The following is a 13,676-nucleotide window of genomic DNA, read 5'->3' as shown; positions in this document are numbered from 1 at the left end:
CCCCGCTTCGATCCGTCTTGGACACCCCGGGCCCAGACTCGAAATCAGCGACGTCGGGCGCTCGGAGCGCGAAGGGCAGGTGCAGACGGAGTGAGTACGAGTGCAGGGCACCCCGGGGCGGCGGGAGGGCCGCGCCGCGCGGTGATCACCGGGATAGGTGTTGTCGCGCCGGGGAAACCGGGGCGCGAACCGTTCTGGGAGATGGTGTCGGGCGGGCGGACCGCCACCCGGCCGGTGTCGTTTTTCGACGCCTCCCAGTTCCGCTCGCGGATTGCCGCCGAATGCGACTTCGACCCGGAGGCGGCCGGGCTCGGCCCGCAGCAGGTGCGGCGGATGGACCGGGTCGCGCAGTTCGCGGTGGCGTGCACGCGGGAGGCGCTGGCCGACGCGGGTCTCACGCCGTCCGATGTGGACCCGTACCGGACTGGCGTGTCGATCGGCAGCGCGGTCGGGGCCACGATGAGCCTCGAACGCGAGTACGTCGTGGTGAGCGACGGCGGCCGGAAGTGGGAAGTGGACGCGGATTACGCGGTGCCGCATCTGTTCGACCAGTTCGTGCCGAGTTCGATGGCCAAGGAAGTGGCCTGGGAAGCGGGCGCGGAAGGTTCGGTTCAGGTCATCTCGACCGGCTGCACGTCCGGACTGGACTCGGTCGGGCACGCACGGGACCTGATCGCCGAGGGCAGCGCGGACGTGGTGCTCGCCGGCGGCTCGGACGCGCCGATCTCGCCGATCACCGTGGCGTGCTTCGACGCGATCAAAGCCACTTCGCCGCGCAATGACGAGGCGGCGACGGCTTCGCGGCCGTTCGACAACACTCGCAACGGGTTTGTGCTCGGCGAAGGCGCGGCGGTGTTCGTGGTGGAGGAACTGGGCCGGGCGCTCGCCCGCGGTGCCCGGATCTACGGCGAGATCGCCGGTTTCGCCACGCGGTGCAACGCCTACCACATGACCGGTCTGCGCGCGGACGGCGTGGAGATGACCGAGGCGATCCGCCAGGCGATGGGCCAGGCGCGGGTGACGCCGGAGGCGATCGGCTACGTCAACGCGCACGGCTCGGGCACGAAGCAGAACGACCGGCACGAGACGCAAGCGTTCAAGAACTCGTTGGGAGAACACGCCTATCGCGTGCCGGTGAGTTCGATCAAGTCGATGGTCGGGCATTCGCTCGGCGCGATCGGCTCGATCGAGATCGCCGCCAGCCTGCTCGCCATGCGCGACGGGCTGCTGCCGCCGACGGCCAATCTCACCGAACCGGACCCGGAGCTGGACTTGGACTACATTCCTTTGGTGGCACGAGAAGCCGCGACGGACACGGTGCTCACGGTGGGCAGCGGATTCGGCGGGTTCCAGAGCGCCATGGTGCTCACCAGCAACGTCGGCGGGGCGGCATGAACGCGGTGATCACCGGGCTCGGCGTGCTCGCGCCGACCGGCAGCGGCGTCAAGCAGTTCTGGGAGGCGACGCTCGAAGGGGCCAGCGGAATCGGCCCGGTGACCCGGTTCGACGCTTCGGGCTACCCGAGCACGCTCGCCGGCGAGGTCGTCGGCTTCAGCGCGAAGGGCATCCTGCCCAGCCGGTTGCTGCCGCAGACCGACCATTCCACCCGGATGTCGCTCGTGGGCGCGGAGTGGGCGCTTGCCGACGCGGGCGTCGACCCGGAGACGCACGACGGGTTCGACCTCGCGGTGATCACCGCCAGTTCGGCGGGCGGCTACGAGTTCGGGCAGCGCGAGCTGCAGAACATGTGGAGCAAGGGCGGCAAGTACGTCAGCGCGTACCAGTCCTTCGCGTGGTTCTACGCGGTCAACACCGGGCAGATCTCCATCCGGCACGGCATGCGCGGGCCGGGCGCGGTGGTGGTGTCCGAACAAGCCGGCGGGCTCGACGCGATCGGGAAGGCCCGGCGCGCGGTGCGTTCCGGGACCGCGGTCACGCTGACCGGCGGCATCGACAGCGCGCTGTGCCCGTGGGGCTGGGCGGCGATGCTGACGTCCGGCCGGATGAGCCGGGGCAGCGAGCCGGAGTCCGCGTATCTGCCGTTCGACCGGTCCGCCGCCGGGTATGTGCCCGGCGAGGGCGGGGCGGTGCTCGTGCTGGAATCGGCGGAGTCGTCGCGGGACCGGCAGCCGCCGTACGCGGAGATCGCCGGGTATGCGTCCACTTTCGACCCGAAGCCGGGCAGCGGCCGTCCGCCGGGACTGCGGCGGGCGATCGAACTCGCCTTGACGGATGCGGGCATTTCGGCCGCCGAGGTCGACGTTGTTTTTGCCGACGCGGCCGGAGATCTGACCCTCGACCGCGAGGAAGCCGAGGCGATCAGCGCGGTCTTTGGCGCCCGCGGGGTCCCGGTCACCGCGCCCAAGGCCGGGGTCGGCCGGTTGTCCGCGGGCGGTGCCGCGCTGGACGTCGCGTGTGCGGCTCTGGCGATCCGGCACGGCGTGGTGCCGCCGACGCCGAACGTCTCGGATCTGCTGCCGGAGCACGGGATCGACCTGGTCACCGGTGCCGCGCGGGAAACGCCGGTGCGGGTCGCGGTCGTGCTCGCCCGCGGCATCGGCGGGCACAACGCCGCACTGGTGTTGCGGGCTGTTTGAAGATCACCCGAACGGCCGAGTCAAAAAGCCTTGTCCAGCAAGAAGAACCCACCGATGGCCGCTTTCGCGCGGCAGGAGGAGCGATCATGCGCGAGCTGACCTACGACGACCTGATGGAGATCATCCGCCGCTGTGCCGGCGAGAGCGACGAAATGGCACAAACCACCGACGCGCGCGACATTCCGTTCGCCGAATTGGGCTATGACTCGCTCGCGCTGATGGAGACCGCGAGTATGCTCCAGCGCGACTACGGGGTCGAGCTGCCGGACGAAACGGTGGTCGACATCGACACGCCGCGCGCTCTGGTCGAGCTGGTGAACAGCAGGCTCGGTTCCGCGGTGTAAGGGGAAATCCGCTAAAGCCTTCCGAAGGAGGACAGGTGTCCGAGCCTGCCCTGAACCCGCGCCGCTGGGCGATCCTCGCGGTGCTGTTGACGTCCTTTTTGCTCACCGTGCTGGACGCGACGATCGTGACGGTCGCCTTCCGCGCCCTCGCCGATCCGGTCGACGGGCTCGGCGCGTCCGCGGACGAACTGCAGTGGGTGGTCAACGGGTTCACGCTCGTGTACGCCGGTTTGCTGCTGGCGTGGGGCGTACTGGGGGACCGGCTCGGGCACCGGAAGGTGCTCCTGGTCGGGCTCGTGGTGTTCGGCGTCTCCAGCGTGCTGGCGGCGTTCGCGCATTCGCCCGGCGAACTGGTGCTGTGGCGCGTCGTGATGGGCGCGGGCGGCGCGGCGATCCCGCCGACCACGCTCGCGACCATCTCGCACGTGTTCGGCGACAAGGAGCGCCCGCGCGCCATCGGGTACTGGGTGTCCGCCGCCGGCATCGCGGCGGTCATCGCGCCGGTGCTCGGCGGCGTGCTCATCCAGTTCGCTTGGTGGGGCTCGATTTTCCTGGTGAACGGCCCGATCGTGCTCGCCGCGATCGTGCTGACCGTGCTGATGGTCCCGGAGTCCACCTCGACCGCGCGCAAGCTCGACATCCCCGGGGTGGTGCTGTCGGTCGCGTGGAGTACGGCGCTGGTGTACGGCATCATCCAGGCGGGCAACCTCGCCACGGTCGCCGATCCCCGGGTGTATATCCCGCTGGTGCTCGGGGTGGTGCTGCTGGTCGTGTTCATCCTGGTGGAACTGCGGTCCGCGGCTCCCGCGCTGGACCTGCGGCTGGTGTCGGATCGCCGGGTCGCGGGCGCGACCAGCGCGGTGACGCTGGCGTTCTTCGTGAACTTCGGCGTGCCGTTCTTCCTGATCTTCTATCTGCAGAGCGTGCTCGGCATCAGCCCGCTGATGACCGGGGTGGCGATCCTCCCGCTGGCGCTGGCCCTGGCGGTGTTCTCGCCGCGCTCGGCGACGCTGTCGGCGAAGTTCGGGGCCAAGAACGTGCTCATCGGCGGCTTGCTGCTGCTGGCGGTCGGCGTGGCGGTTTTCGCGCTGCTGGACCAGAACAGCCCGCTGTGGCCGGTGTTCGTCGCGGACTTCCTGGTCGGCCTTGCGATGGCCAACGTGATGCCGCCCGCGACCACCACGATCATGTCGGCGGTCCCACGCGAGCGCGCGGGCGTCGGGTCGGCGCTTACGAACATGGGCCGAAGCATCGGCGGCGCGATCGGTATCGCGGTGCTGGGTTCGCTGCTGACTGTGGTGTACCGCAACGGGGTTGAGCCCGCGTTGTCAGTGCTGCCTGCTTCGTCGCGCGTCGCGGCGGGTGACTCGATCGAAGCCACGAAGGCCGCTGCAGACACCCTCGGCGGTAGCCAGGGAACCGACTTGTTCGCCGCGGGCGCGGATGCGTTCTCCGTCGCGATGCGGACGACTGCCCTGACTGCGGCCGGTGCCGCGGTGCTGGCGGCGATCGTGGTGCTCGTAGTGGTGCCGGCCCGGGAACGGCGGACGGCTGAGGTTTCCTGACACGTCCCCGGGCCTTTGCGCGGTTAGCTTCGGCGGATGGCGGAGATCAGCGAGAACTCCTGCGGCAGCGGAGTAATCGAGTCCAGCGCGAACCCGGCTTCCTCAAGGAGCCGGGTCACTTCCGCGCTGGAACGGATCCCGCCCCCGCCGAAGAGCACGTACATCAGGGTGTCGTGGGACAGCAGCAGTGCGTTGTCCACGCCGGGTCCAGACACCCGTTCCACCAGCAGTAACCGCGCACCCGGAGCGGCCGCCTCGGCGCAGTTCGCGAGGATCCGGGCACAGTCCTCGTCCGGCCAGTTCACCAGCACCCGGGCGAGCAGGTAGACGTCGCCGCCCTCAGGAACGGAATCCAGGAAGTCCCCGGACGCCACCTCGCACCGGTCGGCCACGCCAGCGTCCGCGATCGCCTTTTTCGCTGTCTCAGCGGACTGTTCGGCGTCGTAGACCACGCCGTGCAGCTCCTGGTGCGCGGCGAGCAGCCGGACTGCCAGTTCACCACTGCCGCCTCCGACGTCGACAAATCGCTCGTGCGCGCCGAAGCCGTACGCGTCCGGGATCGCGTCGAACAACGCCGTGTTGCCCGCCATCGCCCGGTCGAATAATTTTCCGCGTTCGGGGTTTGCGGAGAGGTACTCGAAGAAGCTAGACTGGAATGCGCCTTCGAAAGCATTTTGTCCGGTTCTCACGGCGGAGGCGATCCCGGTCCAGGCGCGATGGAATTCGGAGCCCGCGATGAGCGTGTACGGCCGCAGCGAGTCTTCCCGGTCGCTGCGCAACAGCTCGCCAAGCTCGGTCAGTGCGAAGGTGCCGTCCTCCTCGCGAAACACTCCGAGGGCGGACAGGTATTGCAGGAACCGTTGGGTGGCAACGGGATCGGTGTCAGAGTCGGCGGCCACCTGAGCCGCCGTACGCGGTCCGCTGGCGAGCCGGTCGGGCCAGCCAAGCTCGGCGGCCGCGTACACGGCGCGGGCTTTCCAATCGCCGATGATGAGGTTCATCAGTTCCAGCTGCGGCGTTTTAGCGCGCACGGGATCGTCGGACATCCGGGGTGTCTCCTCAGCCGAGTTGGGTAGTTTCCCGATGCTCGCTGCCGTCGTTCAAAATGTTCTCGAAGATCTCTGAAGGCGGTGTCGCGGCGGCCGTTTCAGCCGATAGATTGGCGGAAACGGCTGTCCGGGGAAGCCGGCGGCCCGGACTCGAGGAGCAGCGGGTGGAAGATCAGGTGCGCCGCGTCGCGGTGGTGACCGGGGCGGCACGCGGAATCGGCCGCGCGATCGCGGAACGGCTGGCCGCACGAGGCGACCGGGTGGTGATCAACTACCTGACGTCAAAGGAAGCCGCGGACGAGGCCGTCGCAGCCATCACCACGGCAGGCGGCGAGGCCATCGCAGTCAGCGCGGACATCCGCAACGAGGAGGGCGCGCGGTCGCTGGTGGCCGCCACCGTCGAGGCGTATGGCCGGGTGGACGCGCTGGTATGCAACGCGAACGTCGGCCTCGCACAGGGGCCGGTGGCGGAGATCCCCTGGGAAACGTTCTCCGCCAAGGTAAACGACGAACTGGCCGCGGCCTTCCACCCGACCCGAGCGGTGTGGCAGCACATGACGGACCAGGGCTACGGCCGAATCGTGTACCTGGGCGCGGAAGCGAGCAAGGGCCCGGTAGGCGCGGACGTGGTCGCACACGCGGCGGCGAAGAGCGCGCTGATCTCGTACGCGAAGTTCACCGCTCGTGAAGGTGCTCCGCAAGGCGTGGTGGCGAATGTGGTGTCCCCCGGCTTGACCCGGACGGACGCCCTGGGCGAAGCGCCGCCGGACTGGTTCTCGGCCTTCGAAAAGCGCATTCCCGCCGGCCGCGCTGCGGAACCGACCGACGTAGCAGCGATGGTGGCCTTCTTCACCAGCGAAGAAGCAGGCTACATCGCAGGCACGGTGGTCTCCGTCAACGGCGGCTCAGACATGACCCGCTAACACCCCCGTGAGGGGAACCCTCACAGCCCCAGATTCCAATGCCAGGGACTTAAGCCGGGTGCCGACCATCCATAAAGGACACCCGGGCCAGCGAAATACCCGATTAACACCTAAATGTCCGTTTCTTCAAGTCCGTGAGGGGAACCCTGAGGGACTCTGATTCCCTCAGGGTTCCCCTCACGACCCTCGGCTGCCCCGTGGCACCCCCGGCGTTCCATGAGGGGCCCCTTCACGGAATTAGATTCCCTCAAGGAGTCCTTCACGGACCGCCCCGCCCGCCGAAACGCCCCAATGTGGCATTGGGTGCATGCGATGCACCCAATGTGGCGTTGGTTGCGTCAGATGCATCCAATGCCACATTGGGGCGCTAGCCCCCACCCCGCCGAGAACCGCCACCGACGCACCCAACCAGCGGTGCACCCACACCACCCCCGCACCCCGATACGAAGCCAAAACGCGGTCTGGGGTGGCTTGTCAAGGCATCTTTCCCGCCTTGACAAGCCACCCCAGACCGTCGTCACAATCGGGCTTCGGGGTGCCCCACCGCAACCTTCTTCCCGGCCGAAGGCCGGACACCTCAACGAATATCGTCCCGGGAAACAGTCCGATATTCGACCTGCCAGCTATCCCCAACCCGCACAAGAACATCCTCGCAGAGCGTGCTGCAGTGAATCCGCGGCTCCCCACCCTTACGAGTAGCGATGATCAACGCATAACACCGGGTATGCAGCTTGTCCGCAGTCTCCCCAGGCTCAACAGTCAACATCCCCAGCCAATGCCGCCGCAACTCATGCACCTCAGCCAACTGCCGATGGGTCGCAGCCGACGCAGCAGCAATAGCCGACCGCCCCTTCACCGGCGCGGGCGCGGCATTAGCCTCAAAAACCCCATCCTCAGTAAATGTCTCCGCCCACTCATCAGTACGAGCCTGGTCGAGCAGCTGCATCTGCCACGCGTAATACTGCTGAATCTCCTGATACAACTCGCCCGACACAGTCATGCGCTCTCCTCCACGTCAACATCCTGAATATCGTCATGAGTCACCACACGCCGGGAGACCTGCCACCCATCAACCCCACGCACGAGCGTGTCCCGGCAAAACGTAGACCGCCACAGCCGCGCCTCGCCGCCAGCGGGAATCTCCGCGACCATCGCGTACAGCTGGGTCCGCACCCGATCGGCACTTTCCGAGTCCACCACCAGCATCCCCGTCCAATGCCGATGCTGAACCCCGCGCGATTCGACATCAGCAGCGAGCTTCCGAGCCACCTTCAAAATCAGCTCTCGCCCCGAAGCCGGTGCCGGATTGGCGTTGTTCGCGATAGTGGCGTCCGAAGTGAAGGTCTGCGCCCAAGGCTCCACTTCGCCGTCATCCATCAGCTGCATCTGCTTGGCGTAGAACGCCTGCACCTCTTGGTACAGCTGCATTCCCACGGTTGTCGCCACCGTGTCCTCCTCGTCGGCCGCGTGTTGTCCGACCGTCGCGTGCCCGGCTCAAAGTCCCCTCGTGGACCACTCGCGCGGGACGGCCGACTGGGCGTTGAGCCGTTTTGGACCGGCCCGCTAGAGGCTGTGGCGAAGCGGTGCGACGGGCGGGAGGAAGCGAGTGCGCGAGATCGAAGCGGACGTGTGCGTGTCCGGTGGCGGACCGGCGGGTCTGGTGCTGGCGCTGCTGCTCGCCCGGTCCGGGGTCGACGTCGTCGTCGCGGAGCGCAGTGCGTCGCTGGACCGCGAGTACCGCGGCGAGATCATCCAGCCCGGTGCGTTGCGCGCGCTTGACCAGCTCGGCGTCCTCGACGGGATCGGCGGCTACCCGATGCGCCATTTCCAGCTGGTACAGGGTGAGCGCACGCTGCTGGACATCGACTACGAGACGCTTCCCGCGCCGTACGACCATTTGCTCAGCCTTCCGCAGCGGCTCCTGCTGGAGCGCCTGCTCGACGAATGCAAGGCGACCCCGGGGTTCCGGCTCCTGAGCGGATGCTCGACCCGGGCGCTGCTCACCGAAAACGGCGCGGTGACCGGCATCCGCTGCGGCTCCGGCGACGGCGAGACCGAGGTACACGCCCGCTGGGTGGTCGCCGCGGACGGCCGTTACTCGAAGACGCGTTCGCTCGCCGGGATCGGCTACGACAAGTTCGAGAAGTTCGAGCACGACGTCGTGTGGTTCAAGCTCGTTGCTCCCGACCGGCGAACGGGCGCGGTCCGGATCCACCGGACCGCCGCCGATCCGGTGCTGGTGCACGATTCCTATCCCGACCGGGTCCAGATCGGCTGGACCCTGGCGAAGGGCAGCTACAAGACGGTGGCCGCCAAGGGCATCGAGTACGTCCGGGAGCAGCTGGCCGCCGCCGTCCCGCAGCACGCGGACCTGATCCGCGACCAGGTGACCGCGCTGTCCGAACTGTCGCCGCTGGACGTGTTTTCCGGCCGGGCGCAAGAATGGGTCCGGCCGGGCCTGGTGCTGATCGGCGACGCCTCGCACACGCACAGCCCGATCGGCGCGCAGGGCATCAACCTGGCCATCGCCGACGCCGTCGCGCTGCACCCCGAACTCGTCGCCGCGGTGACCGCCGGCGACAACCGAACCGCGGCGCTCGCCGGCTTTGAGGCCGAGCGGCGCGCGGCGGTGGACACCGTGTTCACGCTCCAGTCGAGGCAGAACAAGGGAATGCTGTCGTCCGGCCGGATCGTGGACGCCGTGCGGCCGGTGGTCGCGAAGCTGCTGCCGCACACCCCGATCTTCCGCAAGATCCTCAATCTCGTCGCGTTCGGCGCTCGTCCGCGCGACGTGCGCGTGGACCTGTTCCGTGCGCCGAGCAACCCAGGAGGGACACGATGACCGAACAGAGCCGGGGCGTAGCGCTGGTCACCGGCGGCACCAGCGGGATCGGGCTCGCGGTGACCCGAACGCTGGCCGGGCAGGGCTACCAGGTGTATTTCTGCGCCCGCACCAAGGAATCCGTCGACGAGACGGTGCGGGACCTGCGTGCCGAGGGACTGGACGTGGACGGCACCACCTGCGACGTCCGGGAGAAGGGCGACATCCAGGCGCTGGTCGCGGCCGCGGTGGACCGGTACGGCCCGCTCGACGTCCTGGTCAACAACGCCGGCCGCAGCGGCGGCGGGCCGACCGCGGAGATCGCCGACGAGCTGTGGTTCGACGTGATCAACACGAACCTCAACAGCGTCTTCCTGATGACCCGCGAGGCACTCACCAAGGGCGGCATGCTGGCCAAGGACAAGGGCCGGGTCATCAACATCGCCTCTACTGCGGGCAAACAGGGCGTGGTGCTCGGCGCGCCGTACTCGGCGTCGAAGCACGGCGTCGTCGGCTTCACCAAGGCGCTCGGGTTCGAGCTGGGCAAGACCGGCGTCACGGTCAACGCGGTGTGCCCCGGCTACGTGGAAACCCCGATGGCGCAGGCGATCCGCGGCCGGTACGCCGAGGCCTGGAACACCACCGAGGAAGCCATCCTGGAGAAGTTCACCGCGAAGATCCCGCTCGGCCGGTACTCCACCCCGGAGGAGGTGGCGGGCCTCGTCGGCTACCTCGTCACCGACACCGCGGCGTCCATGACCGGGCAGGCGATCAACGTCTGCGGCGGGCTTGGCAACTACTGAGAGGACCGAGCACGTGGCTGCACCACTGCGGATCTACGAGACCGAACACAAGATCGACGTCGCCGCGCCCGCCTCGGCCGTGTACGCGCTGCTCGCCGACGTCACCCGCTGGCCGGTCTACTTCGGACCGACGGTCCACGCGCGCCAGCTCGAACGCGACGGCACCACCGAGCGGATCCGCTTGTGGGCCACCGCGAACGACGAGCCCAAGACCTGGACCTCGCGCCGGGACCTGGACGAGGACGGCCTGCGCATCGACTTCCGCCAGGAGATTTCGCAGCATCCGGTCGCGTCGATGACCGGGGCGTGGAACATCCAGGCCGGCGGACCGGACTCGTGCACCGTCGTCCTGGAACACGCGTTCAGCGCGGTGCGCGACCTGCCGGAGAACGTCGAGTGGGTGAGCAAGGCAGTCGACCGCAACAGCGAGCACGAGCTGGAGAACCTCCGCGGCATCGCGGAAGGCCTTGCGGAGACTGAAGAACTCACCACGGTGTTCGCTGACAGCGTCGACATCAACGCGGACGCGGCATCGGTGTACGAGTTCCTCTACCGGTCGGACCTCTGGCCGGAACGGCTGCCGCACGTCCAGCGTCTCGACCTGACCGAGGAGACGCCCGGCCTGCAGGTCATGGAGATGGACACCAAGACCGCGACCGGGGCCGTGCACACCACGAAGTCGGTGCGCGTGTGCTTCGACGACGAGCACGCCATCGCGTACAAGCAGCAGGTGCTGCCCGCGCTGATGACCGTCCACAACGGACTTTGGACGATCGTGCCGAACGAGGACGGTGGCGTACGCGCGACCTCGGAGCACACCGTCGTGATCAAGCGCGCTGCGGTGGAGCAGATCCTCGGCGAAGGCAAGACCGTCGAGGACGCGAAGGCGTTCGTCCGGAATGCGTTGGGCACCAACAGCACCGCGACGCTGAACCTCGCCAAGGCTTGGGCGGAGGAGCGCGCCAATGGCTGACGGTGTCCTCCCGGTCGCTTCGCTGAACGACACTCCGTTGCTGCCGGACGCACTGCGCATCCTCGCGGAGAACAGTCCCAACCAGGTCGCGGTGCGGCTCGGCGAGACGGCTTTGACGTTCGCCGAACTCGACCGCGCCGCGTCCGGGTTCGCCGCCGCGCTGGCGGAGCGGATCGGTACCGCGGGTGCGGTCGTCGCGATGTCCTCGGTGCTGCACCCGGAATTCGCGGTCGCCTACTACGGCACTTTGCGCAGCGGAAACGTCGTGCTGCCGTTGAGCCCGTTGCTGCGGGAAGGCGATCTCGGGCGGGTGCTGACCGAGTCGTCCGCCGCTGCCGCGGTGCTGAACGACTCGATGACCACCGCGGTCGCCCGTGCTTCGGCGACGCCGGAACACCTGCTGTGCTTCGGAAATCCGGACCGGGCGAATTCGGTCGCCACGCTGGCGGCGGGCCCGGTCGGCGAGCCGGTGGCGCTGGAGCCGGACGCGGTCGCGTGCATCCACTTCACCAGCGGCACCACCGGACAGTCGAAGGGCGTGCGGCTTACCCACCGCAACGTCGCGATCAACGCGGTGCAGGTCGCCGAGGCTCATGGGGTCACCGGAAAGTCGGTGACGTTCAACCACCTTCCGAGCTACCACCCGATGCACCTGAACTCCGCGCTGATCGCTGGTGCCACCCAGGTGCTCTGCCTGGTGCCCGATCCGGTCGCCTCGATCGCCATCGCCGCCGGGGTGACGCACTACTACTCGATGCCGTTCCGCCTGGCCCGGCTCGCCACCGACGCCCGGCTCGCGGACCTGAAGCTGCCCGGCTGCGAGATCATCCTGTCCGGTGGCTCGGCGCTGTCGCCGGTGCACGCGGAAACCCTGCGCGCGCAGTTCGGCATCCCGGTCGTGCAGGGTTACGGCCTCGCCGAAACCGCGCCGCTGGTGCTGTCCGACGGCCCGGCCGCGCCGCGTCCCGGTTCGGTCGGCCAGGTCGTGCGCGACACCGAGGTGCGCGTTGTCGATCTGACGACCCGGCAACCGCTCCCGGAGGGCGAACGCGGCGAGGTCGAGGTGCGCGGCCCGCAGGTGATGCGCGGCTACCTCGGCCGCCAGGACGGTGATGGCATCGGCGCGGACGGCTGGCTGCCGACCGGCGACGTCGGCTGTCTCGACGAGGACGGGTACCTGTTCCTGGTCGACCGCATCAAGGACGTCTTCAAACGCGACAACTGGCTGGTCTCGCCCACCGAAATCGAGGCGGAGCTGCTGCGCCACCCCGGCGTGGCGGACTGCGCGGTGGTCGACCAGCCGGACGAGTTCGCCGGCGCGGTGGCGGCCGCGCTGATCGTCCCGGCAGGCGACGAGTGGGTGCCGCGCGCGGGCGAGATCGCGGCGGACGTCAACGCCGCCCAGCCGTATTACAAGCACCTCGAGCACGTCGAGCTGACCAGGGCGATCCCGCGGTCGCCCAACGGCAAGCTCGTCCGCCGCGAATTGCGTGAGGCGCTGTCCTCCGTGCGCGGCAGCCAGAATCCCGGAACCGCACTGCTAGGAGCCGATACCGTGGTCACGTTCATCAGCAAGTTCACCGTCAAGGGCGAGCCGGAAGAGTTCGAGAAGGTCTTCACCGAGCACGCGCAGTACATGGCCGAGCAGCCCGGCTTCGTCGCCTACCAGATGGTGCGGTCGCTGCGCGATCCCAAGGTGTACCTCAACATCGGCCAGTGGGTCGACGCGAACGCGCACAAGGCCGTCGTGACCAGCCCGGAGTTCCAGGCGCACGTGAAGAAGTTCGTCGAACTGGTCGACGTCGAGGCGGACCTGTACTCGACGGTGTCCGAGGCATCGGCATGAGCGATCTCGGCCTGGCCGGCCGCAGCGTCTTGGTGGTCGGCGCCACCAAGGGGCTGGGGCTGGCCATCGCGCACAAGTTCTGTGCGAGCGGCGCGCACGTGCTGCTCAACTACGCGCACGACGACGAAGCCGCCAAAGCCGCCCTCGCGAGCCTCGAAGGACTGCCCGGCTCGGCGTCCGTGGTCCGGGCCGATCCGTCGACCGAAGACGGCGCGGCACAGCTGATCGCCGCTGTCTCGGCGGCCGGTCGCGGGCTGGATATCTTGGTGCACAACGCCGCGTCATGGCATCCGATGCCCGCAGCCGGGGCTTCGGTCGCCGACTTGCACACCGACGTGACCGCCGCGCTGGATCCGTTGCTGCGCTTGGTGCCCGGGCTTCTCGAACACCTCAAGCCGGGGAGCCGGGTGCTCGCGGTGTCCAGCTCCGGCGCGCAGCGGGTCATCCCGCGTTACGTCGCGCTGGGCGTCGCCAAAGCCGCGCTCGAATCCTTGGTGCGCTACCTGGCGGTCGAGCTGGCTCCGCGCGGGATCACGGTCAACGCCGTCACGACCGCGAAGCTGGACAAGGGCGCGGAGACCACGCAGCCCGAGATGGTGCAGGTGCTGGCGGCCCGCACCCCGGCTGGCCGGCTGAGCACGCCCGCCGATGTCGCCGATGTCGTCGCGCTGCTGAGCGCGCCGGAAGCGGGCTGGATCCACGGCCAGGTCATCACCGCCGACGGCGGGCTCAGCCTGCGGTCTTGAGGATAAGGA

The 13,676-nt window shown here is 68.6% G+C and carries 13 protein-coding genes; 10 read left to right on the top strand and 3 right to left on the bottom strand.

The window, feature by feature from the left end; genetic code table 11:
• Window positions 1–90 precede the first annotated feature (90 nt).
• The 4 genes from ACFSVL_RS26850 (at window position 91) to ACFSVL_RS26835 (ending at window position 4,506) form a co-directional block, all read left to right on the top strand.
• On the top strand, window positions 91–1,395 hold the full coding sequence (locus tag ACFSVL_RS26850) for a beta-ketoacyl-[acyl-carrier-protein] synthase family protein (protein ID WP_378308326.1): 1,305 nt from the start codon (window positions 91–93) through the stop codon (window positions 1,393–1,395).
• The gene (locus tag ACFSVL_RS26845; protein ID WP_378308325.1) at window positions 1,392–2,597 is read left to right on the top strand and encodes a ketosynthase chain-length factor; all 1,206 of its coding nucleotides are present in this window, start codon (window positions 1,392–1,394) and stop codon (window positions 2,595–2,597) included. Before ACFSVL_RS26850 ends, ACFSVL_RS26845 begins: the two co-directional genes overlap by 4 nt.
• Before the next feature lie 86 nt (window positions 2,598–2,683).
• On the top strand, window positions 2,684–2,941 hold the full coding sequence (locus ACFSVL_RS26840) for an acyl carrier protein (RefSeq protein ID WP_378308324.1): 258 nt from the start codon (window positions 2,684–2,686) through the stop codon (window positions 2,939–2,941).
• Window positions 2,942–2,976: 35 nt separating this feature from the next.
• Window positions 2,977–4,506, top strand: a complete 1,530-nt coding sequence (locus ACFSVL_RS26835; protein WP_378308323.1) for an MFS transporter — start codon at window positions 2,977–2,979, stop codon at window positions 4,504–4,506.
• A gap of 23 nt (window positions 4,507–4,529) precedes the next feature.
• On the opposite strand, the gene ACFSVL_RS26830 is transcribed toward ACFSVL_RS26835, so the two are convergent.
• Window positions 4,530–5,552: a methyltransferase gene (locus tag ACFSVL_RS26830; RefSeq protein WP_378308322.1), complete on the bottom strand. Its 1,023-nt coding sequence runs from the start codon at window positions 5,550–5,552 to the stop codon at window positions 4,530–4,532.
• Window positions 5,553–5,611: 59 nt separating this feature from the next.
• Between ACFSVL_RS26830 and ACFSVL_RS26825 the strand changes: the two genes are divergently transcribed.
• Complete coding sequence (locus tag ACFSVL_RS26825; protein WP_378308321.1) at window positions 5,612–6,478, top strand: SDR family NAD(P)-dependent oxidoreductase; 867 nt, start codon at window positions 5,612–5,614, stop codon at window positions 6,476–6,478.
• 577 nt (window positions 6,479–7,055) lie between these two features.
• Here the strand turns inward: ACFSVL_RS26825 and ACFSVL_RS26820 are convergent.
• Window positions 7,056–7,478, bottom strand: coding sequence for a nuclear transport factor 2 family protein (locus tag ACFSVL_RS26820; RefSeq protein ID WP_378308320.1), 423 nt, complete (start codon window positions 7,476–7,478; stop codon window positions 7,056–7,058).
• Window positions 7,475–7,924 (bottom strand): nuclear transport factor 2 family protein, encoded by a 450-nt coding sequence (locus ACFSVL_RS26815; RefSeq protein WP_378308319.1) that lies wholly within the window; start codon window positions 7,922–7,924, stop codon window positions 7,475–7,477. Before ACFSVL_RS26815 ends, ACFSVL_RS26820 begins: the two co-directional genes overlap by 4 nt.
• Window positions 7,925–8,084: 160 nt before the next feature.
• On the opposite strand from ACFSVL_RS26815, the gene ACFSVL_RS26810 reads away from it, so the two are divergent.
• Genes ACFSVL_RS26810 through ACFSVL_RS26790 form a run of 5 tightly spaced genes read left to right on the top strand, consistent with a single transcriptional unit; the run spans window position 8,085 to window position 13,667 of the window.
• The gene (locus tag ACFSVL_RS26810) at window positions 8,085–9,320 is read left to right on the top strand and encodes an FAD-dependent monooxygenase (protein ID WP_378308318.1); all 1,236 of its coding nucleotides are present in this window, start codon (window positions 8,085–8,087) and stop codon (window positions 9,318–9,320) included.
• On the top strand, window positions 9,317–10,102 hold the full coding sequence (gene fabG / locus ACFSVL_RS26805) for a 3-oxoacyl-ACP reductase FabG (RefSeq protein ID WP_378308317.1): 786 nt from the start codon (window positions 9,317–9,319) through the stop codon (window positions 10,100–10,102). The genes ACFSVL_RS26810 and fabG overlap by 4 nt, the downstream gene beginning before the upstream one ends.
• A gap of 13 nt (window positions 10,103–10,115) precedes the next feature.
• Window positions 10,116–11,075, top strand: a complete 960-nt coding sequence (locus ACFSVL_RS26800) for an aromatase/cyclase (RefSeq protein WP_378308316.1) — start codon at window positions 10,116–10,118, stop codon at window positions 11,073–11,075.
• On the top strand, window positions 11,068–12,921 hold the full coding sequence (locus ACFSVL_RS26795) for an AMP-binding protein (protein WP_378308315.1): 1,854 nt from the start codon (window positions 11,068–11,070) through the stop codon (window positions 12,919–12,921). Before ACFSVL_RS26800 ends, ACFSVL_RS26795 begins: the two co-directional genes overlap by 8 nt.
• Entirely contained in the window at window positions 12,918–13,667 is a 750-nt protein-coding gene (locus ACFSVL_RS26790) for an SDR family oxidoreductase (RefSeq protein ID WP_378308314.1), read from the top strand. The genes ACFSVL_RS26795 and ACFSVL_RS26790 overlap by 4 nt, the downstream gene beginning before the upstream one ends.
• Window positions 13,668–13,676: the final 9 nt, after the last annotated feature.

Origin of the sequence: Amycolatopsis silviterrae (assembly GCF_042684085.1) — a bacterium.
GTDB lineage: Bacteria > Actinomycetota > Actinomycetes > Mycobacteriales > Pseudonocardiaceae > Amycolatopsis > Amycolatopsis silviterrae.
This window is presented reverse-complemented; position numbering and strand designations above follow the sequence as displayed.

Excerpts from the sequence above, each read along its gene's own strand:
- ACFSVL_RS26845 (WP_378308325.1), top strand. The coding sequence starts at position 1,392 with ATGAACGCGGTGATCACCGGGCTCGGCGTGCTCGCGCCGACCGGCAGC.
- ACFSVL_RS26840 (WP_378308324.1), top strand. The coding sequence starts at position 2,684 with ATGCGCGAGCTGACCTACGACGACCTGATGGAGATCATCCGCCGCTGT.
- ACFSVL_RS26830 (WP_378308322.1), bottom strand. The coding sequence starts at position 5,552 with ATGTCCGACGATCCCGTGCGCGCTAAAACGCCGCAGCTGGAACTGATG.
- ACFSVL_RS26825 (WP_378308321.1), top strand. The coding sequence starts at position 5,612 with ATGTTCTCGAAGATCTCTGAAGGCGGTGTCGCGGCGGCCGTTTCAGCC.
- ACFSVL_RS26820 (WP_378308320.1), bottom strand. The coding sequence starts at position 7,478 with ATGACTGTGTCGGGCGAGTTGTATCAGGAGATTCAGCAGTATTACGCG.
- fabG (WP_378308317.1), top strand. The coding sequence starts at position 9,317 with ATGACCGAACAGAGCCGGGGCGTAGCGCTGGTCACCGGCGGCACCAGC.
- ACFSVL_RS26795 (WP_378308315.1), top strand. The coding sequence starts at position 11,068 with ATGGCTGACGGTGTCCTCCCGGTCGCTTCGCTGAACGACACTCCGTTG.
- ACFSVL_RS26790 (WP_378308314.1), top strand. The coding sequence starts at position 12,918 with ATGAGCGATCTCGGCCTGGCCGGCCGCAGCGTCTTGGTGGTCGGCGCC.